Source organism: Flavobacterium sp., from assembly GCF_017744675.1.
In the GTDB taxonomy this organism is placed as follows: domain Bacteria; phylum Bacteroidota; class Bacteroidia; order Flavobacteriales; family Flavobacteriaceae; genus Flavobacterium.
Genome location: NZ_JAGIAV010000001.1, coordinates 784,767 through 806,180, shown reverse-complemented (window position 1 = coordinate 806,180; position 21,414 = coordinate 784,767). Strand labels below are relative to the sequence as shown.

Annotated in this window: 15 protein-coding genes; 4 read left to right on the top strand and 11 right to left on the bottom strand. The window is 34.7% G+C overall.

What is annotated here, in order from left to right:
• Positions 1-57 precede the first annotated feature (57 nt).
• The 6 genes from J7574_RS03535 to J7574_RS03510 all read right to left on the bottom strand — a co-directional run bounded on the left by J7574_RS03535 (position 58) and on the right by J7574_RS03510 (position 8,668).
• Positions 58-1,308 (bottom strand): TCR/Tet family MFS transporter, encoded by a 1,251-nt coding sequence (locus J7574_RS03535; RefSeq protein WP_290964308.1) that lies wholly within the window; start codon positions 1,306-1,308, stop codon positions 58-60.
• A gap of 323 nt (positions 1,309-1,631) precedes the next feature.
• Complete coding sequence (locus J7574_RS03530; RefSeq protein WP_290964306.1) at positions 1,632-4,808, bottom strand: efflux RND transporter permease subunit; 3,177 nt, start codon at positions 4,806-4,808, stop codon at positions 1,632-1,634.
• 122 nt (positions 4,809-4,930) lie between these two features.
• Positions 4,931-5,998 carry an efflux RND transporter periplasmic adaptor subunit gene (locus tag J7574_RS03525; RefSeq protein ID WP_290964304.1) on the bottom strand — a complete coding sequence of 356 codons (1,068 nt, stop codon included), beginning with the start codon at positions 5,996-5,998 and terminating at the stop codon, positions 4,931-4,933.
• A 12-nt stretch (positions 5,999-6,010) separates the two neighbouring features.
• Positions 6,011-7,345 (bottom strand): TolC family protein, encoded by a 1,335-nt coding sequence (locus J7574_RS03520; protein ID WP_290964301.1) that lies wholly within the window; start codon positions 7,343-7,345, stop codon positions 6,011-6,013.
• 93 nt (positions 7,346-7,438) lie between these two features.
• Positions 7,439-8,038, bottom strand: coding sequence for a TetR/AcrR family transcriptional regulator (locus tag J7574_RS03515; RefSeq protein WP_290964298.1), 600 nt, complete (start codon positions 8,036-8,038; stop codon positions 7,439-7,441).
• Positions 8,039-8,146: 108 nt separating this feature from the next.
• Positions 8,147-8,668, bottom strand: coding sequence for a YceI family protein (locus tag J7574_RS03510; protein WP_290964295.1), 522 nt, complete (start codon positions 8,666-8,668; stop codon positions 8,147-8,149).
• Between the two features lie 266 nt (positions 8,669-8,934).
• Here J7574_RS03510 and J7574_RS03505 point away from each other — a divergent pair, with 266 nt between their 5' ends.
• On the top strand, positions 8,935-9,909 hold the full coding sequence (locus tag J7574_RS03505) for a polyprenyl synthetase family protein (protein WP_290964292.1): 975 nt from the start codon (positions 8,935-8,937) through the stop codon (positions 9,907-9,909).
• Between the two features lie 74 nt (positions 9,910-9,983).
• On the opposite strand, the gene J7574_RS03500 is transcribed toward J7574_RS03505, so the two are convergent.
• From J7574_RS03500 to J7574_RS03490, 3 genes are all read right to left on the bottom strand, one after another.
• The gene (locus J7574_RS03500; protein ID WP_290964290.1) at positions 9,984-11,849 is read right to left on the bottom strand and encodes an alpha,alpha-trehalase; all 1,866 of its coding nucleotides are present in this window, start codon (positions 11,847-11,849) and stop codon (positions 9,984-9,986) included.
• Positions 11,839-13,059 carry a sugar MFS transporter gene (locus J7574_RS03495; protein WP_290964287.1) on the bottom strand — a complete coding sequence of 407 codons (1,221 nt, stop codon included), beginning with the start codon at positions 13,057-13,059 and terminating at the stop codon, positions 11,839-11,841. The genes J7574_RS03500 and J7574_RS03495 overlap by 11 nt, the downstream gene beginning before the upstream one ends.
• Before the next feature lie 109 nt (positions 13,060-13,168).
• Positions 13,169-15,808 (bottom strand): TonB-dependent receptor, encoded by a 2,640-nt coding sequence (locus tag J7574_RS03490; RefSeq protein ID WP_290964284.1) that lies wholly within the window; start codon positions 15,806-15,808, stop codon positions 13,169-13,171.
• A gap of 164 nt (positions 15,809-15,972) precedes the next feature.
• Between J7574_RS03490 and J7574_RS03485 the strand changes: the two genes are divergently transcribed.
• Complete coding sequence (locus J7574_RS03485) at positions 15,973-16,998, top strand: LacI family DNA-binding transcriptional regulator (protein ID WP_290964280.1); 1,026 nt, start codon at positions 15,973-15,975, stop codon at positions 16,996-16,998.
• Positions 16,999-17,039: 41 nt separating this feature from the next.
• Positions 17,040-17,393, top strand: a complete 354-nt coding sequence (locus J7574_RS03480) for a hypothetical protein (RefSeq protein ID WP_290964277.1) — start codon at positions 17,040-17,042, stop codon at positions 17,391-17,393.
• Positions 17,394-17,438: 45 nt separating this feature from the next.
• On the opposite strand, the gene J7574_RS03475 is transcribed toward J7574_RS03480, so the two are convergent.
• Complete coding sequence (locus J7574_RS03475; protein WP_066033056.1) at positions 17,439-17,834, bottom strand: hypothetical protein; 396 nt, start codon at positions 17,832-17,834, stop codon at positions 17,439-17,441.
• Between the two features lie 62 nt (positions 17,835-17,896).
• A complete protein-coding gene (locus tag J7574_RS03470) occupies positions 17,897-18,463 on the bottom strand; it encodes a hypothetical protein (RefSeq protein ID WP_290964272.1) in 567 nt (188 codons plus the stop codon).
• Between the two features lie 117 nt (positions 18,464-18,580).
• Here J7574_RS03470 and J7574_RS03465 point away from each other — a divergent pair, with 117 nt between their 5' ends.
• Positions 18,581-21,358: a 2-oxoglutarate dehydrogenase E1 component gene (locus tag J7574_RS03465; RefSeq protein WP_290964270.1), complete on the top strand. Its 2,778-nt coding sequence runs from the start codon at positions 18,581-18,583 to the stop codon at positions 21,356-21,358.
• Positions 21,359-21,414 lie beyond the last annotated feature (56 nt).

Genomic DNA, 21,414 nt, shown 5'->3' with positions numbered 1-21,414 from the left:
TCGGGACCAAATTCCAAATAATAAAAAAGTCTTCATTAAAATGAAGACTTTTTAGTTTTATAGTATTTCTTGACTCTCGATTTCAGTTTTTGCAACGGCATGTTTTTTCAATGAAAAATAAGCAACAACTGTACTTAGCAACATTAAAACTCCACCCAAAATAAAAGGTGCTCCTGCAAATTTGAATGGTGCATCATCATGCGTAAAAAAGTAAAATGTATTGGCCATCATTGGCGGACCAATTATAGAAGAGGCACTCATTAAACTGGTCAAAGTTCCTTGAATTTCTCCTTGTTCACTCGGTGCAACTTTACTTGCCACAACAGATTGTAGGGCTGGTCCTGCGATTCCACCAAGACAATACGGAATTAAAAACACAAACATCATCCAACTTTCTGTTGCAAAAGCAAACAGTAGCATTCCGATTGTATATAAGGCTAAACCGATGTAAATGCTTTTTTCATTTCCTATTTTTGGATTGATGTAACGTACTAAACCACCTTGCACCACTCCAACCAATAGACCGATAATTCCTAATGAAATTCCGATCATTCTTTCATTCCAATTAAATTGGTAAATCGTGAAGAAACTCCAATTGCTTTGAACCGCATGCGAACCTACATATAAAAGAAATATAGCTACAATTAAACCAATCAATGTTGGGTGTTTTCTTAAACCTAAAATAGCTCCAATTGGGTTGGCGCGTTTCCAATCGAAAGGTCGGCGATTTTCTTTTTTAAGCGATTCTGGCAAAATGAAAAATCCGTAAAGAAAGTTTACCATACATAAAATGGCAGCGGCGTAAAAAGGAACACGTGATCCGTATTGACCTAAAAGTCCGCCAATAACAGGTCCGATAATAAATCCTAATCCGAAAGCGGCACCTACTAATCCGAAGTTTTTAGCTCGGTTTTCGGGAGTGCTGACATCCGCAATATAAGCTGAAGCAGTAGTAATACTTGCGCCAGTAACTCCAGCGATAATTCTTCCTATAAAAAGCCAAACAATAGTTGGCGAAAATGCCAATAAAAGATAATCTAATGAAAATCCGAAAAGGGAAATTAAGATGATTGGCCTTCTTCCGAATTTATCGCTTAAATTTCCGATTACGGGAGCAAAAACAAATTGCGTGATCGCATACGCGAAAGTCAACCAACCACCAATTTTTGCGGCTTCGCTGATATCTCCGTGAATCAGTTCTTCAATTAATTTTGGTATTACAGGAATTATAATTCCCCATCCTGTAATGTCTATTAACATGGTTATAAAAATAAAACCAATCGCTGCAGATTTGTCTTTTTGTAGCATAATGTTTTTTTGTAAGGTGATGCAAATAAACAGATTTTTCAATTAACTATAAAAAAATCCCAAACTCCAATTTGAAGAACTTTAGTATAGAATTTATTAAAACTGGTATATTTTTTCACGCAGATTTAAAAAAGATTTAAGTAGATCAACCCAGATTTTTTCTAATTAAATCTGCTAAAATCTGTAAAATCTGCGTGAAATATTTTTAGCCTTGATTAAAAAAATCCCAAATTCCTCCCGAAGCATCGGGATTTGGAATCTGGGATTTTTCATTTTGAAATTCCGATTTCGGACTTCGGAATTTCTATCAAAAATTAAAACTATTAATGGGTATGTTTTGGATTAAAACCGTCATCGCTTAATTCGGCATGAACATAATCGGCATGCATTTCAGCTTCGTAGTCGATTTTTTCTCCTTTAGAGAATTTTCTAATGATTTTCTCCATAATATCATAGATTACAGGAACCACAATTAACGTAAGGAATAATGAAGAGATCAAACCTCCAATGATTACCCATGCTAATCCGTTTTTCCATTCAGCTCCAGCTCCAGATGCTAATGCAATTGGGAACATACCGAACACCATCGCAATGGTTGTCATCAAGATCGGACGCAAACGAGCGTGGTTGGCTTGAATCAAGGCATTTCTGATAGACTCTCCTGCTGCTCTACGCTGATTGGTATAATCGACAAGCATGATCGCATTCTTACACACCAGACCAATCAACATGATTACCCCTAAGATGGTAAAGATATTTAAAGTATTGTTTGTTAATGCAAGTGCAAATAAAACCCCAATGAACGAAAGCGGAATAGCGAACAATACAACAAACGGGTGAACGAAACTGTCATATAATCCAACCATTACAAGATAAACCAAGATAATAGCCGCTAATAATGCGATTCCTAAAGTACCAAATCCTTCAGATTGGTTCTCTTGGTCACCACCCCAGATGTAGTTAACTCCAGTTGGTTTTTGCAATTTATCTAATTTTGCTTGCCATTGCTGAACGATTGTTCCTGCTGGCACCCCAACATTCTGTCCTTGTACGGTTACAGAAGCTGTTTTATCTCTACGCTCTAATTTACTTGGTCCAGAACCTTCGGTAATTGTTGCAAATTGATTTAATTTAATTTGCTGACCTGCATTGTTGATGAAAATCAAGTTACTAACGTCTGTGATGTTTTTTCTATCAAATTCGTTGTATTTGATGTTGATGTCATATTCGTACTCACCAGCTCTAAATTTACCATCAGTATTACCGCTATAAGCTGTCTGCATCGTTAAACCAACTGTTTGAAGCGTTAGTCCTAAAGCAGCCATTTTATCTCTGTCAACCTGAACGTTGATCTCTGGGTTTCCATCTTCAACTGTTAATTTAATCTCAGTTGTTCCAGGAATAGTACGTAGCTCTGCTTCAGCCATTTTAGCAAATTTCATCGCGCTTTCTACGTTAGGACCTGTCACGATCAAACCTAAGGTTGCATCCTCAGCAGTACCTAAGATACCTACAGGAACTGTTTTTACTTTGGCTCCAACTAAAACTTTTTCTAATTTACGTTTTACTTTTGCAGCATATACGTTGGCGTCGTCTGTACGATCTTTTTGATCGATCATTTTAACGTCAATCTCCGCTTTATAAGCCGTTGCCTGAGCTGCTCCTAAACCTTCACTGGTTTGTCCTACAGTTGTAATTTGGCTGAAAACATACTTCTCTCCTTTTAAGAAAGCTTCTGCTTTTTGCGTCATAAAGTTAGTCTGCTCTAACGAAGCATCTTTTGGCATCTCGATTTGTACTAAGAACTCTCCACTATCAGATGACGCGAAGAACTCTCCTCCAATATATCCGCCTCCCATTAACCAGAAGATCGTACCAAAGAACATTACGATAATAACCACCATTGTTTTAATATAGTGATCTAAACACCAGTTCAATAAGTTAGAAACCCAGTTAGTAAAACGAGTTAAGTAGCTTTCAAATCCTAAGATAATTTTTCCGAAAAGGTTTTTACCTTCAATGTGCTCTAGTTTTCCAAAACGAGAAGATAACCAAGGAATAATAGTAAACGAAGCCAATAAAGAGAACATCGTAGAGATAATTACCGTAACACAGAATTGTGTAATAATATTCGATACCAATCCTGTACTCATTGCAATTGGCAAGAACACCACCACAATTACTAATGTAATCGAAGTTACGGTTGCACCAATCTCGGCAGTACCATCATAAGCTGCACGAATTCGGCTTTTACCCATCTCCATGTGTCGGTAAATATTCTCCAATACCACAATCGCGTCATCCACAAGAATACCAACTACAAGAGATAAACCAAGTAAAGACATTAAGTTAAGCGTGTAGCCCAACAAATAAATACCAATAAATGTAGCAATCAAAGATGCTGGAATAGACACCATTACGATTAAAGAGTTTCTAATACTGTGCAAGAAGAACAACATTACAAATGCTACCAGAATAACCGCAATTAATAAATCGTGTACAACAGAATCTGCTGCTTCAAGAGTAAAGACAGTACTATCTTTGGCTACTTCTAATTTTAATTGAGCCGATTTGTAATCGTTCTCTAGAGTTTTAATCGTTTTAATCAACTGCTCACTTACCGCAACGGCATTGGCATCTGATTGTTTTACAATTTGAAGTACAATTGCACTTTTTTGATCTACACGTGCAATTTTCTCTGCGATTTTTTGCGTATCCTGAACATCGGCAATTTCACCTAAACGAATTTGGATTCCGTCTTTAGAAGAAACTACTAAGTTTCTTAATTCGTCAACGTTTCTATATTTACCTGCTAAACGGATCAGGATTTTTTGATTACGAGTCTGAATGTTTCCTGTTGGGAAATCTAGATTCGAAGTTAAAATAGTCTGCTGCACTTGCGGAACAGAAAGTCCGTAACCTTGCATTTTTACTGCATCAAGGTTTACTTGAATCTCACGCTCTTGACCACCAATAATATTTACCTGAGCAACCCCTTGTACACGAGATAAAACGGGAGCAATCTTTTTATCGATCAAATCGTAAAACGCTGCTTCGTCCATTTTTCCATTCGCACCAAGTGTCATAATTGGTAAATCACTCAAAGAGAATTTAGTTAATGACGGCGGATCTGCATCGTCTGGAAGATCACTTAAAATGGCATTGATTTTACGCTGAGCATCGTTCATCGAAATATCAACATTAGCATTTGAAGTCAATGTAATCGATACAATCGAAAGACTCTCGTAAGATTTCGAATCGATTTTTTTGATATTTTCAAGAGACGCAATCGCATCTTCAATTTTCTTTGTTACTGTATTTTCAACCTCACTTGGAGAAGCTCCAGGATATACAGTTGAAACCGTAATAACGTTGGTTTCAAATTTTGGGATCAGCTCGTAGCCCAATTGGCTGTAACTGAACAATCCACCAAGAGTCAGAATTGTAAACAATACAATTACCAACGACGGACGTTTTATGGATATTTCGGCTAATTTCATATTTTTTTAATGCTATAAGCTTTAGGCTGTATGCTTTAAGCTTTAAGGTTTAAATTCATTTTTTTCACAATGCTATAGGTTTTGGCAATAAGGCTTATAGCCTATAGCTTAATGCTTAAAGCTTACTTGATAATTTCTACTTTATTTCCGTCTTGTAAGTTGATTTGACCTGTAACAATTACAACTTCTCCGTCATTCAAACCACTGATGATTTCAACTTTATCACCTAAAATTCTTCCAGCTACCACTTTTTTCAATTTAGCAACGCCATTTTCTACAACAAAGATTTCATTGCTGCTCACACTTCCAACAAAAGCATTTCTAGGAACCACTTTTAAGTTTTGTTGTTGGTTTTTAGCACCAAAGTTTGCTGTTCCGTACATACCTGCTTTTAGGTCGTTGTTAGCGTTGTTTGTAATTTCGATTTCAACAGGGAAATTTAAAGAAGCATCTGCTTTTGCAGCGATGAAAGTAATTTTTCCGCTAAATGATTTATCAGGATAAACACTTGCAGTAATGTCAACTGTTTGGCCTAATTTTAAACTAGCAACTTGAGTTTCGTTTACCGTAACTGTTAATTTTAATTTAGAAACATTTACAATATCAAATAAAGCAGTTGCAGGCATTCCAGCTAAAATAGAACCTGGCTCAATATATTTTTTATTAATGTATCCATTAATTGGAGCTTTTACTCTTGTATCTCCAACATTAATTTTAGCTTGAGTATAGTTAGATTGAGCATTTGTTAAAGCTAATTTTGCTTGATCTAATTGTTGTCTTGTAACACCGCCTGTTTTAAAAGCATTTTCATATCTCGCATAATCAGATTTTGCATTTTGATATGCTGCTTCAGCTGCTTGAGCGTTTACGTTGATAACATCGCCTCTTACTGTTAAAAGAGTTTGACCTACTCTTACATAGTCACCTTCTTTTACTAAAACACTAATTACTTTTCCAGCTTTCTCAGCAGAGAATGTCAATTCTTGAATTGGAGCGAAGTTTCCGTTTGCAGTAAAGCCTAAGTTAACATCTTCTGTTTTTACTGTAGCCACTTTTACAGAAACCGCTGCATTTTTTTCTGCTACGATGGCAGTTTTCGCTTCGTTTTCTGCTTTGTTCTTATTTAAAATGTAGCTAACTCCAAAAAAAGCTACAATTATGATTACGACTGTTATAATTATTTTCTTCATTGTAATAAATTATTATTTAGTAAGAGATTTTAGTTCGCCTTTCGATTTGATTAGAGATACTTCGGCAATTTTATAATTTAAAACTGCTCTTGTAAAGTTATTTTGTGCTTCAAGTGATGCATTTTGCGCGTCTAGCAAATCGGTTAAAGATGCTAAACCTTGAAGGTAATTGTTTTTGGTATTTGATAAAATATCAAGCGCTAAACGCATGTTTTCTCTCTGGTTTTCAATAGTCACAAGGTTATTATTGATTTGCGCCATTGCATTTCTATAATCTAAATCAAGAGAAAGTTTGGTGTCTTTAATATCTTCTTGAAGTTCTCTGATTTGAACATCTGCTTGTCTTACTTTTGCACGAGTTCCAAAACCTGTAAAAATTGGAACGTGTAAGTTTAAAGCAACTGCTGAGAAATCAGACCAATAAACTCCTTTATCTGGTTTTGTAAACCAAGGCATTTCTGGTCCTTGTCCGATATAATTATAACCTGCAGATAGAGAAAGTGTTGGGTAATACCCAGCTTCAACCGCTTTTTTATTGAAAACTAAAAGTTCTTCTTGTTTTTTCAAAAGCAGATATTCTGTTCTGTTTTCAATATTTGGCTCTTGTGTTAAAGCTGCAGGAACTACTTCAAATTCTTCTTTTGGCATTACGATTTGAGTTTCAATTGGCATACCCATATAAAACTTCAATGCATTTTCCTGCAGTTCAATTTGATTTTTAACCTGTTGGCGCTCTGTGTCAATATTAGACATTTTTACGATGATACGGTCTAAATCTATTTTTTTAGCTAACCCGTTATCAAACTGACCCTGAACGATCTCGCGAACTTTTTCAGTATTCACATAGTTACTGTCTAACAGCACCAATCTTTCTTTTTGTACATAAACTGAATAGTAGTTATTTGCAACTCTTTCAATAACTTGTTCTTCAGTCAATTGATCATTAATTTGATAGAACTCGCGTGTTGTTTTTGCTGCTCTTAAACCTGTAAAAACCGATTGATCAAACAAAGCCTGAGTTAGAGAAACTCCAGCAGTTGATGTCCATTTTTGACCAAAAGCCGCTTGAATTGTGGTTCCTGGCGCACCAAAAGCTGCTCCATCAATAACGGTTGTCTGAATTACTGGATTATAAGTAAGACTCCCGTTTGCACTAATTTGAGGCAAAGCTCTCGAACGTATTTCTTGAATTTGGTACTCACTATTTTCAACCTGAAGTTTTGCTTTTTTTGCATCAGCTTTATTTTGAAGTGCATAATTGACCGCGTCTTTCAGAGTTAAAGTAGTGGTTTGTGCGGCGGCCGATAAGCCTATTGTACACAAAACAATAAGAAAGATTCTTTTCATAAGTAGTTAATATTTATTTTAAAAATTTGAGATGGCATCGTCATTTTATCTTTTACAACTCTCCCAGAAAAATGACGACAATTTGGATAATAATTAATTTCTAATTTTTTTTAATTGCTTTTCTAATTCCTCTACTCCCTTTTCAGTCGCCATTGCACGAGTATGATACTCTAAGGCTTCCAACTCTATTCTTTGTGCTTCACTTTCAGAAACCGTATTTTCGTTTATATGAAAAATTAGTGTGTAATAAAACTTAACATAAACCTCTATATTTAGACTGCTCCTATAAAGTCCTTCACGAATCCCTTTTTCGATATTCTCTCTAAAACATTGAGTACATTGTTCAATTTCAAAAGACAAAATGTTTTGATAAATCTCTGGATAATGTTTTTTTAACTGATAAATTGGCGAAGTGTCCATGTTGTTTTTAAACATATCACGAAACATTTCTCTAATCTCAAAATTCTCATGAATAGCATTATAATTTTTAGCAATAATGGTATCCATGATTTCGTGCACTTGACCATGGACTAACGAAGTACTCTCTTCAATCAGAACTTCCTTATTACAGAAATATTTGTAAATCGTTTTTTTCGAAATACACATTTCACCTGCAATATCGTCCATTGTAACACTCTTAAAACCAAGCTTTAAAAACAACTCGCTTGCTTTTGCAATAATCTTCTCTTTCATTTTAAATACTCGAATTGCCTTACAAATATACTTTGGAAACTAAAATCAAAAAAATAGTTTCCGATTTATTTGTAATAATTTTACATTAATTTATTTATTCGGTAAGATTTATATGCCAAACTCTAAATTGGCAATAAGCTTAATCTCTTTACCTAAGGCAGTACCCGAAGAATGATTAAAAGAGTTGAAATCTAGGCCAAAGTCTTCGCGTTTGATATTTCCTTTAATCTCAAAAGCTACTTTCTTTTCTCCGTTATAAATATTTTCTCCTAGAAATTCAGCATCCAATTCAACTACTCTTGTAATATCTTTTATAGTTAAATCACCTTTGAAAAAATTAATGTTCTGATTTACTTTTTGAAATGAAGTCGATTTAAAGCTAATAATCGGATGCTCATCTTCTTCAAAAAAATCTTGAAGTTGCAAATAAGCATCTATAGATTGGAAACTCTCATTTTTGTTATTGATATCTAATGAGAATTCAACAGAAGCATCTTCAATCTCATTGTCTTCAATATTCACATATCCATCAAATTTATTTGCATCTCCTCCCAAATAAGCAGTTCTTGAACGTCTCATTTTCAATAAAACATCTGACTGGCTAGAATCTAAAGTCCATTTTGTTTTCATAAATACTTGATTTAATTGAGTTTATTAATCTTTAAAACTCTCAACGGAAACTTTTTCAGTGTTCTTAGTTTCCATTATTACGCTGCAAATATAGACAGGAAACTCTGAATACCAAAAAAGTTTCCAAGTTTTTTCTAAAAAATTTTAACATCTTAGAAATGAGAATGGTTAAAAGCCGTTTTTAGGTGATTAAAGCGGTTTTAACATTTCATCCTTAGAAATTCATATTTGAATTGTATCTTTGAGCCTCGAAATCAGAATTTATTATGCACGATATAAGTCAGTACCAAGATTTTTTCATCAATTATCTCCAAAGCCAAAACATACATAAAGAGCCTAAAAATCTTTACGAACCTATAGAATACATTTTAGGACTTGGCGGAAAACGCATCCGTCCTGTTTTGACTTTAATGGCCGCAGAAGTTTTTGACACTGATTATTCGATGGCGCTTCCGGCAGCAATGGCGGTTGAAGTTTTTCATAATTTTTCGTTGGTTCATGATGACATTATGGATGATGCGCCTTTAAGAAGAGGACAAGTTACCGTGCATGAAAAATGGAATTTAAACACGGGGATACTTTCTGGAGATGCTATGCTGATTTTAGCGTATCAATATTTTGAACAATACGAACCGACTGTTTTTAGAAATCTTGCCAAATTATTTAGCAAAACAGCGCTTGAAGTTTGCGAAGGACAGCAATGGGATGTAGATTTTGAAACTCGTAAAGATGTTACGATTCCGCAATACCTAAAAATGATTGAATACAAAACAGCTGTTTTGGTTGCTGCTGCCATGAAAATGGGCGCGATTGTAGCCAAAACTTCTGACAAAGAAGCCGATTTAATTTATGATTTCGGACTGAATTTAGGATTGGCTTTCCAACTTCAAGATGATTATTTGGATGCTTTTGGAGATCCTGAAACTTTTGGAAAACAAGTTGGTGGCGATATTATAGAAAACAAAAAAACGTATTTATATCTAAAAGCTTTAGAATTTTCGACTCCTGAAAAAGCTGCCGAATTACAAAAATTATTCAGTTTGCAACTAGAAGATAATACCGAAAAAATAGAAACTGCCAAAGCAATTTTTAACGAATCAGGCGCTTCAAAATCAACTCAGGAAGCAATTGAAATGTACACTTTTAAGGCTTTTGAAACGTTGGATAAAATGGATATTAACGCTGAAAAGAAGGATATTTTGAGAACTTTCGGCGAGAATTTAATGGGAAGAAAAGTATAGTTTATAAAGGGCTTCGACTTCGCTCAGCCTGACATTTCGAGTGTCATACTGAGCGAAGTCGAAGGCTCGTTTAACTAAAAAAGTTCATCAGGATCAGCTAAATCTGACAATTTTTGTTTTAAATCGTCTTTTAAAATCGTTAATCCATATTGATACGAAGCGTTCATCCAGCCAAAACCTTCTTCGGTTATGTAATTAAATTCGGTTCCTACGTTTCCGTATTCGGCGAAAATTTTGTGTGAGCTTATCGATAAATCAAATTTCTCCGGAATTGTTCCGTTATAATCCACCGCGTTTCTGGTAATGAGCCACAGCCATCGATAGACCATTTCCTGCGCTTCTTCATTAAAATTATAATTCAATAAACCCTCCCACAAAAGCATTTGATGCGGTGCCCAGCCAAACGGATAATCCCATTGGCGCATTGGCGCATTTTCATCTATGCCTGCAATCGATTCCTTGGTACTTCCCGCAATTCCGCCTTTCATTTTAAATTTCGGAAGTGTCTTTTTTACCAAAATTTCAGCTTGTTCTGGCGTGCTTATTTTGGCCCAAAGTGGATAAAAAGTAGTCGCAGCATCAAAAACATGTTGTTTTTCATTCACAAAATCATAATCGAAATAAATTCCGTTTTCAGAATTCCATAACAATGTGTTTATTTTTTCTTTTCTCGAAGAAGCTTTTTGCAGCCAATATTCGCTTGAAAAAGATTTGTCTTCAAAATATTGAAATTCATTTTTAAAATATTTCTGAATCAAAAAAGCAATATCCGTTTCGTATTTATAGAGCAGACTATTGATTGCAACTGTGTTTAAATTGGCGCAGATTCCAACTAATCTATTGGTGGTATCATGACCACTTTCGCGCATGCTTCGGTCGTGAATAAAGTATTTATCGAGTTCTTCATCTACCACTTCTCTTTCCAGATATTTCTTTTCAAACTCACGAGTAGACAAATTATATTTTGGTGCAAACTGTTCCAGAATATCATCAAAATGTCCTTCTTCGACCTCAAACGGAAGTCCAATTCCTTCCGCTTTATAACGATTTAAACCATTTGCCGTAAGTCGTTTTCCTTCTTCCATCCAAACGGTTTGATACTCTTTTATAGCCGTTTTTAAATGTCTTTCTATCCAAAAAATATCCGGATTTGATTTTTCTAAAACATCTATAATAAGCGATGTATACAACGGTGGCTGTGTGCGGGTTAAATAATAACTTCTATTCGCATTTAGAATTTTTCCGTAATGATCGATTTGGTATTTAAAATTTTCGGCAATGCCTAAAGCAAGTTCAATTTTATCATCAATCAAAAGTCCTTTGGCAATAAAATAACTGTCCCAGCCGTACATTTCATTGAATCTTCCGCCGGGAACCACAAACGGAACTCCCGAAATTTCATTGTTTTTTATTTGAAGTGCCAATGCCAGAATTCCCGGTTTTTTGTTGAGCGATAAAACATATTCGGGAGTAATATTTTTAGGCATCTGCACAACTTTTAACTTTGGCGTTGAAGCTTCTAATTTCTTGAAATAATCAAAAACAATTTCATCTCCAAATGGCACGTACAAATAGGCAAATTCGTTTTCTATTTTATCGTCTTCCAGAATTTTCTTTACGCCAATGGCATCAATTGTTCGGGTAAGACCATTCCAATACAAATCTTTAATTTTTCTTGAAATTCTTTTTACAGGATCTTCGGTGATTTCATTTAAATCTATTGAGGCAAATTCAGTATTGTTTTTCTTAGCCAAAGCCAGTTCCTGCAATAAATTCGAAAGCTGATAAGTTCCTTCAATTACTGCCGAATTTCCGTTTTCATCATTCAATAAAAAACTTTTAGGACCGTTGTCATCTATTGTAATTTTTTTATCACCGTCAGTATCTTCCTGAGCCAATAATTTTTCGATGGTTTGATTTATATGGAGTTTAAATTTCATCTTTTGCAGTTATTTTTTTAAGAATAAAAAAGGAGATCAATAATAAGGTCATTGGTATTAAAGTAAAATAAAAAGCTTTTTCAGGGCCTTCATTTTTAAACAGCCAGCCTGTTATTCTGGAACCCAAAGTTCCGCCAAGAGCAGAAAAAATGACTATTAATCCGGTCATGGAACTTTGTAAATTCTTTGGCAAAGCACTTAATACTATGGAATTTAATAAGGGATAAATGGGCGCAATAAACAATCCTATTAAAGGAAATGCGAAACCAATTAACGGAATATCCGAAAGTGTATTGATGCTTTTTACTTCTAATCCTACTGTTTTTGGAAGTACAAAAGTTACGAGAAGCATGGCAGAAATAATGCAGAAACTCAACACCCAAATCCAATTTACTTTTTTGGTTACAATACCGGCAATCATTCTTCCAATGGCTAATGAAATGGCCAAAATACTGGCCATCATAATGCTGATATTTTCCGGAAGATGAAGTACTTTTGTATTAAATGTGGGCAACCAGGAAAGAATTCCCTGTTCGATCATGACAAATAAAAAAACGCTGATCACGAAAATAACCGTCAGCAGTTTTGCCATTAATTTAAACATCTGCAGGAAATCATCCTTGAGGTTTGCTCCTACTGCAACTTCGGTTTCTTCAAATTTTATAAAAAGTAAAAACAGAAACGATACAAACGATAATCCCGCCAACAGCCAATAAACATTTAACCATGAATTGGGATCGTTTTCGTTATTAAAAGCCGGAAATAAAAAATAAGCCAGCGCAATTCCCACCATAAAAAAGCCTTCAATACTGCTCATTAAAGCGTTGTGTTCTTTTTTGGTTTCGGTTACGGTTCCTATTAACGAATAAACCGAAACTTTTATCAGGGCAAACGAAACACCAACGGTGGCAAAAAGAATTTTAGCATTGTCGAATGAGTTTCCAAAATACATAGAAATACAGGCTAAAGTAACCAGACTTAATCCTATTAGCATCGCTTTTCTATAGCCTATTCTTGGTAAAAAAGAGGCTATAAAAAAGGATACAATTGCAATTGGCATGTCTTTAAAAGCTTCTAAAATACTCGCCTGAACTTCATCGACTCCGTAATTTTTCTGCGATTTTAAAATCACAATGCCTACGCTGTTTAACAAAATAGCGAAGACAAAATAATTAAGATAGAGCGAGATTTTAATTCCTATGTTTTTCATTTTTTATTTATTTGCCTGTGCTTTGTGACTACGGTGCAGGAGACGCACTGCTGTGCGCCTCTACAATCCGTATATTGTGTAAAGACGATTAATAACGTCTTTTATAAATTTAGAAATTAATCGCTACCGAAAATCTAAAAGCACGTCCTAAAATAGGTCTTGCCATAAACACATCGCTTGCTGCAGATGTTGTTTGTCTTGGATCTCCTTCTGTTAAACCAATTTCATTAAATAAATTCGAAGCATCGACTGCAAAACGAAGATTGTTATACTTGTAACTTAATCCTGCCCCCACTTCTTTGTAAGCCGGTAAAACTTGTTTGTTATCCTGATTCGTGAATTTTTTATCGAAATAAGAAAACTGAACATACGCTGTAAAATCTTTTGTAATATCAACTTCTGGTCTTAGGTTACAGAAAAACTTAGGGATTCTTCTTGCTGTATTTCCGTTAAAATCAAAAGTAGAACCATCTGCATTTGTTCCTGTAAAATTGTCGTATTCTGGTTTTTGAACGGTAAATGTAAAGTTTAGTTTTACCATTTCGTATCTCGCATTGGTTTCTACTTCAAGACCAATATTGTTTACATCAGCAAATTTATTTTCTGAAGATCCATCAGATAAAATATCCGTGAAAGCTACGTTTTTCAAATTCATGTGAAACAAATTCGCATTTACAGAGAAGAAAGAACTTGCATATTTATATCCTAATTCAAACTGATTAACTTCTGTATTTTCTAATTTACTTAAATCGGCAGCATTATCATAAAACGATTCTTCAATTGGAGATCTAAATCCGTGACTGTAACGAACATACGAAGCCATATTATCGTTGAATTTGTAGTTTCCTGCAGCAGTATACGACCATTCGCTTACATCATATCTCCAGTATGTATAAGGATTTCCTTTTACAGTTGTAACCTTATCATCAGCCGTATTATTATCTAAAATTCCTAAATCTTCAGCAAAAAATCTGGCGTTGTCTCTGTATCCTGAATATTTGTCTTTATTGTATCTTAAACCAGCATTAAAAGTTAATTTGTCTGTAGCTTTAATTTCGGCATCAGCATAAACATCATTCAAAAGACCTTTTGTCTGTGCATCTCTTTCTAACCATGTAATTCTTTCTATACCATTCCATGTATGATTAATTCCAGTTGTATTGTCTTTTACGTTTAATAATCTCGGATTGTCTGAAACCCCTACTAAATAAGAATTCCAGTTCCAATATTGATTTGATTTCCAGTTAGAATAGTAGTAACCTGCTGTTAACTGCACCGGATCTAAATCAAAAGAAAAAGAGAAATTATTAGCAAAGTTGTTCATCTTTTTCTCAATGTGCCAAAGATCTGCTCTCATAATTAAAGCGTTTGGATCAAGCGTCGCACCATTGTCTACGTAAGTATAAGCTAAGTTTCCTGCCGTTGTATTTTGAACGCTTGTTGCATAGGCATCTTGTGTCCAAGGTCCGCCATTTGGAAAAATCGCATTGTAATTTAAATCGATATTGGTGTTTTTAAACGAATTCTTAAACGTTACTTTATCCGATATTTTCTTTTTGAATTCAGCTCCAATTGAGTTAATAATTGGATGTGAACCATCTTCTAAATCTGCGCTAAAAGTACCGCCTCCATATTGAGGTACATTTAAATGACTTAAGTTTACTGAAGTCAACGTTCCGTAATTTGGATTAAATCCTGGAATCCCCTCAATTTTTCCGTTATTGCTTTTTAGTGGAATTGGTAAATAGAATGTGTTTCTGTCGTCAAGATGTTTAAAATTCACTCTTAAATAATCGTTGTCGTCAAATTTATAAGTAATGTTTCCTTTTATTTGTCCACCTTTATTGGCTGTAAAACCTGTATTTCTTACGCCATTATCGGCTCTGTAAAATCCACCGACATTAAAAAATAATTTATCCTGAATTAAAGCACCTGATAAATTAAGATCGGTTCTGAACATTCCGTAATCTGAAGTAGTGAATTTTGCTCTTCCCTGAAAATCATTTTGTCCTGTTTTAGAAATAAAGTTGATGATTCCACCCGGAGCATTGTTAGCAAAAATTGAAGCAGAACCTCCTCGAACGGCTTCCATTTTACTTACTGTTTCGTCTAGTCTGTAAAAAGTATCAGCATTGGCAAATTGTAAAGCTCCATCTTCAAAAACCGGTAATCCGTCTTCCTGAATTTGTACATATTCATAAGCTCCCGCAGACGGGATTCCTCTTGCAAAAAGATTGTTTCCAATTTCTCCTCCAGATGCTTCAACAACAAATCCCGGAATGGTCTGCAATAAAGCTGCCGTACTAGATGGCGCTCTGTCTTCGATTGCTTTTGCTCCTAACGTGGTAATGGCAACGCTGGATTCCAGTTTAGATCTTGGAGCAGACGAACCTGTTACTACTACTTCTTTTAAACTTTGCGATTCTCCTTCAAGAAGTAAATTTGCTTCGACTGATTCTCCTTCTTTTACAGCAATCTTTTTCTCGAAAGTTTTATACCCTACGCTCGTTGCAATAATAGTGTATGTTCCTGCTTCGATGTTTGAGAATGAATATCCTCCGTTTTCATCTGTAACGGTACTTTTTCCTGTTTCCTTAAGCGTTACATTTGCTCCCGGAACTGTAAGCCCGCTATCGTCGAGTACTTTTCCGGAAACTTTCGCTGTATTTTGGGCAAACAGATTATTTGGTAAAAAAAATAGGCAAAACATTAAAAATAATGTACCTAAATAATGGTGCAGCTTTTTCATTTTTTTGTTCGGTTAGTTAGTAATTATGGTTATCACTGTCAAACTTAAAAACAAATAATAAGGAATATAAGAATTAAAAATCGAAAACGTTTTCGAAATCACCTAAAACGTTTTCGAAAATTAATTTTTCGTCAATGAAGTTTATTTTTTAGTACATTTATTTCATGAATGACACAAAATTAATAGATATAGCCTCAGCATTAGGAATATCGGTTACAACGGTTTCAAAAGCGTTAAAAGGATATACGGACATTAGTAAATCGACCCGCGCCAAAGTTATCGAAATGGCCGAAACGATGAACTATATGCCTAATTCTGTAGCGGTTAATTTAAGAACGAACGAAACCAAAACTATTGGTGTCATTATTCCTGCGACTGTTCACCACTTTTTTTCTAGCGTATTAAACGGAATCTTAGAAGAAGCCGAAAAGAGAGGTTATCTGGTTATTATTCTTCAGTCAAACGAAAAATATGAAATGGAGAAAAAACAGCTTGCTTTACTAATTCAAAAGCGGGTCGACGGTGTTTTAATGTCACTTTCGAACGAGACCGATGATTTCTCTCATATTAATGAAGCCATTCGCAAAAACACGCCTGTTGTTTTATTTGATAAAATTGCCAAAAGAGTAGATTGTTCTAAAGTGGTGATTAATGATGCCAAAGCAGCTTTTGATGCTGTTTCATACCTTATTAATAAAGGTTACAAAAGAATTGCACATTTTAGGGGTTCGTATGTACCGCAAAATTCGATTGATCGTTTTCTTGGCTATAAAAGAGCCCTTGAAGCACACGGAATTGAGTATGATTCGAAGTTGGTTTATGTTTGCGACAACAACACTGATTTTGAAGACGGCTACGAAAATGCCCAAAAAATAATGACTGAAAATCCAGATATAGACGCTATTTTTGCGATTACTGATTTGGTTGCCATTGGCATTATAAAATATTTTAATGAAGCAGGAATCAAAACACCGGATCAGGTAGCTGTTTTTGGGTTTAGCAACTGGTTTATGAGCACCGTTATTTCGCCTAAATTAACCACAATCGATCAGCCTGGATTTGAAATGGGGCACACTGCAGTTTCTATTTTAATTGATGAAATTGCCGATATAAAAGAACATCGCCCAATAACGCATCAAATTATAGAACTTCCAACGAGAATCATAGAACGAGAATCGACTGTTAAATGATTTTTTAGTTTTAACTTTGCCTCAATTCTTAAAAAGCATCAATGTTTCCGATTCCTGAAAATACCGATTATTTATTGGCTGATGCCGAGAAAGAAAATTTATACTTAAGCTTGATTGAGCAAATCAATAAAGATTTTAATCTGGCCAATGAAGGAATTGATTTTCCATTGAGCATTTCGCCTGACGAATTAAAAATCCAGCTTCACGAAAAAATTTACCGAATGATTCAGTACAAATTTGCTGAATATTTGAATCTACTTTATATAATTGACGTGCCAGAAAATGACATAAAAAGTCTTGACGGATCTGATTTGGTGATTCTAGCCGAACAAGTGGCTTTCTTGATTTTAAAGAGAGAATGGCAGAAGGTGTGGTTTAGGAATTATTATAAATAAGGTTCTGAGATTCTAAGAAGCTAAGGTTCTAAGTTTTTTCAATACTTATATCTCATCCCATACATATAACTTTTCATCTTCTTTTACATCTATCTCATCATTTTTATCTAATGGAATATATTTACCATCTTCCAAAATAAAAACCTGTTCGTTATTTAAAATTTTATTGAGTTCTTTAGTCAATAGTTCTAGCTCTTCATTTAGGCTATTTCCTCCTGAAGCTCCAATGTGAAAATGCCAATCACATTCTTTATTATGATTTTCAAAACCAATGGTTATTTCCAAATCATAAGTCGCTACCCACAAAAATCTGTTTCCTTGGATACTTTTAATAAAACAATCAAAAGATTGATCTTTTTTAAAATCAATATTTCCTACAAAATCAGGATAATTCTCTTTTAAATATTGCAAGGTTATTTTAGAAAATAAAGCTTGGTCCACTTAAATATTTTTTTTTTACAAATTGAAGACTTAGAATCTTAGCATCTCAGAACCTTAGCAACTTAAAAATAAACCCTCACAAAAGGCATAAATCCAGAGCCGTACAAACTTTTATTAGGATCATACAAAACATCATAACGTGCTCCAATTGTTACATTTTTGGTTCTGTAACCTGCCCCAAGATACAAAGCTGTATTCCAATAGCTATCAGAATACGAAGGGTAATAATTTTGATAAACATCATATCTTGATTCGTATTGCGTATCAACTCTTACTTGTTCTAATTCAGCGGATAACTGGATTTCTGGAATTGGATTTATTAAACCGATAAGGCTTCCTCCCCAAACGAAAGATTCGTAATAATTTTTTTGATATAAATAACCAAATTGAAGACCTGCTCCAACGGCTACAATTTCGTTAACATTGTAAATGGCACTCGGCATTACCGAAATATTGGTATATCCTGAACCGAATCCAAGACCCAAACCGCCTCCAAATTGAACTTTATCCCAAAAATGATTGCTGTTGTCTATAACATATTTTTGTTGTGCACTACTATAACTTGAAAATAAGACCGCCAAAATCACAAAAAAATATCTGCAATCGATTGAAAATTGAATTTTATTCATAGTTAACGTTTATTTTAACAAATTTTTACGTAAAAGTACGTAAAAAAAAGATTTAAATAAATGCGATTGTTGTACTTTTGCCTTTCTATATAACAAAAAAGTATATTCACTCATATTATGGATAGGTTTTCATTTTTAAACGCAGCGCATACTGAGTTTTTTGCACAATTATACGATCAATATTTAGTTAACCCAGACAGCGTTGAGCCTAGCTGGAGAAGTTTCTTTCAAGGTTTTGACTTTGGGCAAACGACTTATAACGACGAAAATCCGGTGCAAACGATCGTTGAGTACGTGACTAGCGATAACACAGATTACAGTCAAGTTTCAGAAAAACTAAAGAAAGAATTCAACGTTCTTAAATTAATTGACGGATACCGTACGCGCGGGCATTTATTCACGAAAACAAATCCTGTTCGTGACCGTAGAACTTCATCTCCAACTTTGGATATCGAAAACTTCGGATTATCTACAGCTGACCTTTCAACTGTTTTTGATGCTGCTCAAACAATCGGAATGGCACCATCTTCTTTACAAGATATCGTAAACCGCCTTAAAGCTATTTACTGCCAGCATATCGGTATTGAGTACATGTACATTAGAAATCCTAATGTAGTAAAATGGATTCAAGACAAATTATCTGTAAATACAAACCAGCCTAATTTCTCTACTGAAGAAAAGAAAACAATCTTAAATAAATTAAACGAAGCTGTTTCTTTTGAAAACTTCCTTCACACTAAATATGTTGGACAAAAACGTTTTTCATTAGAAGGTGGAGAATCTATCATTCCAGCTTTGGATGCTTTGATCGAGCAAGCTGCAGAAAAAGGTGTTGAACAATTCGTAATGGGAATGGCTCACCGTGGTCGTTTGAACGTTTTGGCAAACATCTTCGGAAAATCTACTCAAGACATTTTTGGTGAGTTTGACGGAAAAGATTACGATCAAGAGTATTTTGACGGTGACGTAAAATACCACTTAGGTCTTACTGCTGACAGAAAAACAAGATCTGGAAAAAGCATCAACATCAATTTAGCACCAAACCCTTCTCACTTAGAGACTGTTGGAGCTGTAATTGAAGGTATTACAAGAGCAAAACAAGAAAGACATTTCCCAGAAAATATCTCAAAAGTATTGCCAATTGCTGTTCACGGTGATGCTGCTATCGCTGGTCAAGGTATTTTGTATGAAATCATTCAAATGTCTTTATTGGACGGATACAAAACTGGAGGTACAATCCATATCGTAATCAACAACCAAGTTGGATTTACAACAAACTACTTAGACGCTCGTTCTTCTACTTACTGTACAGACGTTGCCAAAGTAACGCTTTCTCCAGTATTGCACGTAAATGCTGATGATGCTGAAGCTGTTGTACACGCGGTATCTTTTGCATTAGACTACAGAATGCAGTTTGGGCGTGACGTATTTATTGATTTATTAGGATATAGAAAATACGGACACAATGAAGGTGACGAACCTCGTTTCACTCAGCCTGTTTTATATAAAATCATTGCTAAACATAAAAACCCAAGAGACATCTATGCTGAGAAATTACTTTCAGATGGCGTAATTGATGCTTCTTATGTAAATGCTTTAGAAAAACAATACAAATCTGCTTTAGAAGAAAACTTAGAGGCTTCTCGTAAAAAAGATTTAACGATCATTACTCCATTCATGAAAAACGAATGGGAAGGTTTTGTTCAGGTTACCGATACGCAAATGCTTCAAAAAGTTGATACTTCTTATCCAAAAGAAAAATTAACTCAAATTGCAAATGCAATTTCTAATTTACCTGAAGACAAAAAATTCATCAGTAAAATTCAAAAATTAATCAACGACAGAAAAACAATGTTCTTCGAAACTAATCTTTTAGATTGGGGAATGGCTGAACATTTAGCATACGGATCTTTATTGCAAGAAGGTTTTGATGTTCGTATTTCTGGACAAGACGTAGAAAGAGGAACTTTCTCTCATCGTCACGCTGTAGTTAAAGTTGAAGATTCTGAAGAAGAAGTAATCTTGATTAATAACCTTGAAGATAAAAAAGGAAACTTTAATATCTACAACTCTCACTTATCTGAGTACGGAGTTTTAGGTTTTGATTATGGATATGCATTGGCAAGTCCAAACGCTTTAACAATCTGGGAAGCACAATTTGGAGATTTCTCTAACGGAGCCCAAATCATGATTGACCAATATATTTCTTGTGGTGAAGATAAATGGAACAACCAAAATGGTATCGTTCTTTTATTGCCTCACGGATACGAAGGACAAGGTGCTGAGCACTCTTCTGCAAGAATGGAGCGTTACTTACAGCTTTGTGCAAGACATAATATGTATGTTGCAGACTGTACAACTCCTGCAAACTTCTTCCACTTATTAAGAAGACAATTGAAAACGAATTTCCGTAAACCATTGGTAGTATTTACTCCAAAAAGTTTACTTCGTGACCCAAGATGTGTGTCTCCAGTAGAAGATTTAGTAAACGGAAGTTTCCAAGAAACAATTGATGATACTACAGTAAACAAAAAAGATGTTAAGACTTTAGTTTTTGTTACTGGTAAATTCTACTACGATATTACTGCAGAAAGAGAAAACAACGGAAGAAAAGACGTTGCTGTTGTTCGTATCGAGCAATTATTCCCTTTCCCAGTTGAGCAGATTAAAGCAATCATTGCACAATATCCAAATGCAGACGATTATGTTTGGGCACAAGAAGAGCCTAAAAACATGGGTGCTTACAGCTATATGTTAATGAACTTTGATCTAGTGAAATGGAGATTGGCTTCATTAAAAGCATATTCTGCTCCTGCATCAGGAAGTTACACACGTGCAAAACGCCGTCACGCAGATGCAATCAGAATGGTATTCGATAAAAATTTATTTAGATAATTAAAAAAATAATTGTTTCAAGTTTCATGTTCCAAGTTTCAAGTGTCACAACCTGA

Excerpts from the sequence above, each read along its gene's own strand:
- J7574_RS03535 (WP_290964308.1), bottom strand. The coding sequence starts at position 1,308 with ATGCTACAAAAAGACAAATCTGCAGCGATTGGTTTTATTTTTATAACC.
- J7574_RS03530 (WP_290964306.1), bottom strand. The coding sequence starts at position 4,808 with ATGAAATTAGCCGAAATATCCATAAAACGTCCGTCGTTGGTAATTGTA.
- J7574_RS03525 (WP_290964304.1), bottom strand. The coding sequence starts at position 5,998 with ATGAAGAAAATAATTATAACAGTCGTAATCATAATTGTAGCTTTTTTT.
- J7574_RS03520 (WP_290964301.1), bottom strand. The coding sequence starts at position 7,345 with ATGAAAAGAATCTTTCTTATTGTTTTGTGTACAATAGGCTTATCGGCC.
- J7574_RS03515 (WP_290964298.1), bottom strand. The coding sequence starts at position 8,038 with ATGAAAGAGAAGATTATTGCAAAAGCAAGCGAGTTGTTTTTAAAGCTT.
- J7574_RS03510 (WP_290964295.1), bottom strand. The coding sequence starts at position 8,668 with ATGAAAACAAAATGGACTTTAGATTCTAGCCAGTCAGATGTTTTATTG.
- J7574_RS03505 (WP_290964292.1), top strand. The coding sequence starts at position 8,935 with ATGCACGATATAAGTCAGTACCAAGATTTTTTCATCAATTATCTCCAA.
- J7574_RS03500 (WP_290964290.1), bottom strand. The coding sequence starts at position 11,849 with ATGAAATTTAAACTCCATATAAATCAAACCATCGAAAAATTATTGGCT.
- J7574_RS03495 (WP_290964287.1), bottom strand. The coding sequence starts at position 13,059 with ATGAAAAACATAGGAATTAAAATCTCGCTCTATCTTAATTATTTTGTC.
- J7574_RS03490 (WP_290964284.1), bottom strand. The coding sequence starts at position 15,808 with ATGAAAAAGCTGCACCATTATTTAGGTACATTATTTTTAATGTTTTGC.
- J7574_RS03485 (WP_290964280.1), top strand. The coding sequence starts at position 15,973 with ATGAATGACACAAAATTAATAGATATAGCCTCAGCATTAGGAATATCG.
- J7574_RS03480 (WP_290964277.1), top strand. The coding sequence starts at position 17,040 with ATGTTTCCGATTCCTGAAAATACCGATTATTTATTGGCTGATGCCGAG.
- J7574_RS03470 (WP_290964272.1), bottom strand. The coding sequence starts at position 18,463 with ATGAATAAAATTCAATTTTCAATCGATTGCAGATATTTTTTTGTGATT.
- J7574_RS03465 (WP_290964270.1), top strand. The coding sequence starts at position 18,581 with ATGGATAGGTTTTCATTTTTAAACGCAGCGCATACTGAGTTTTTTGCA.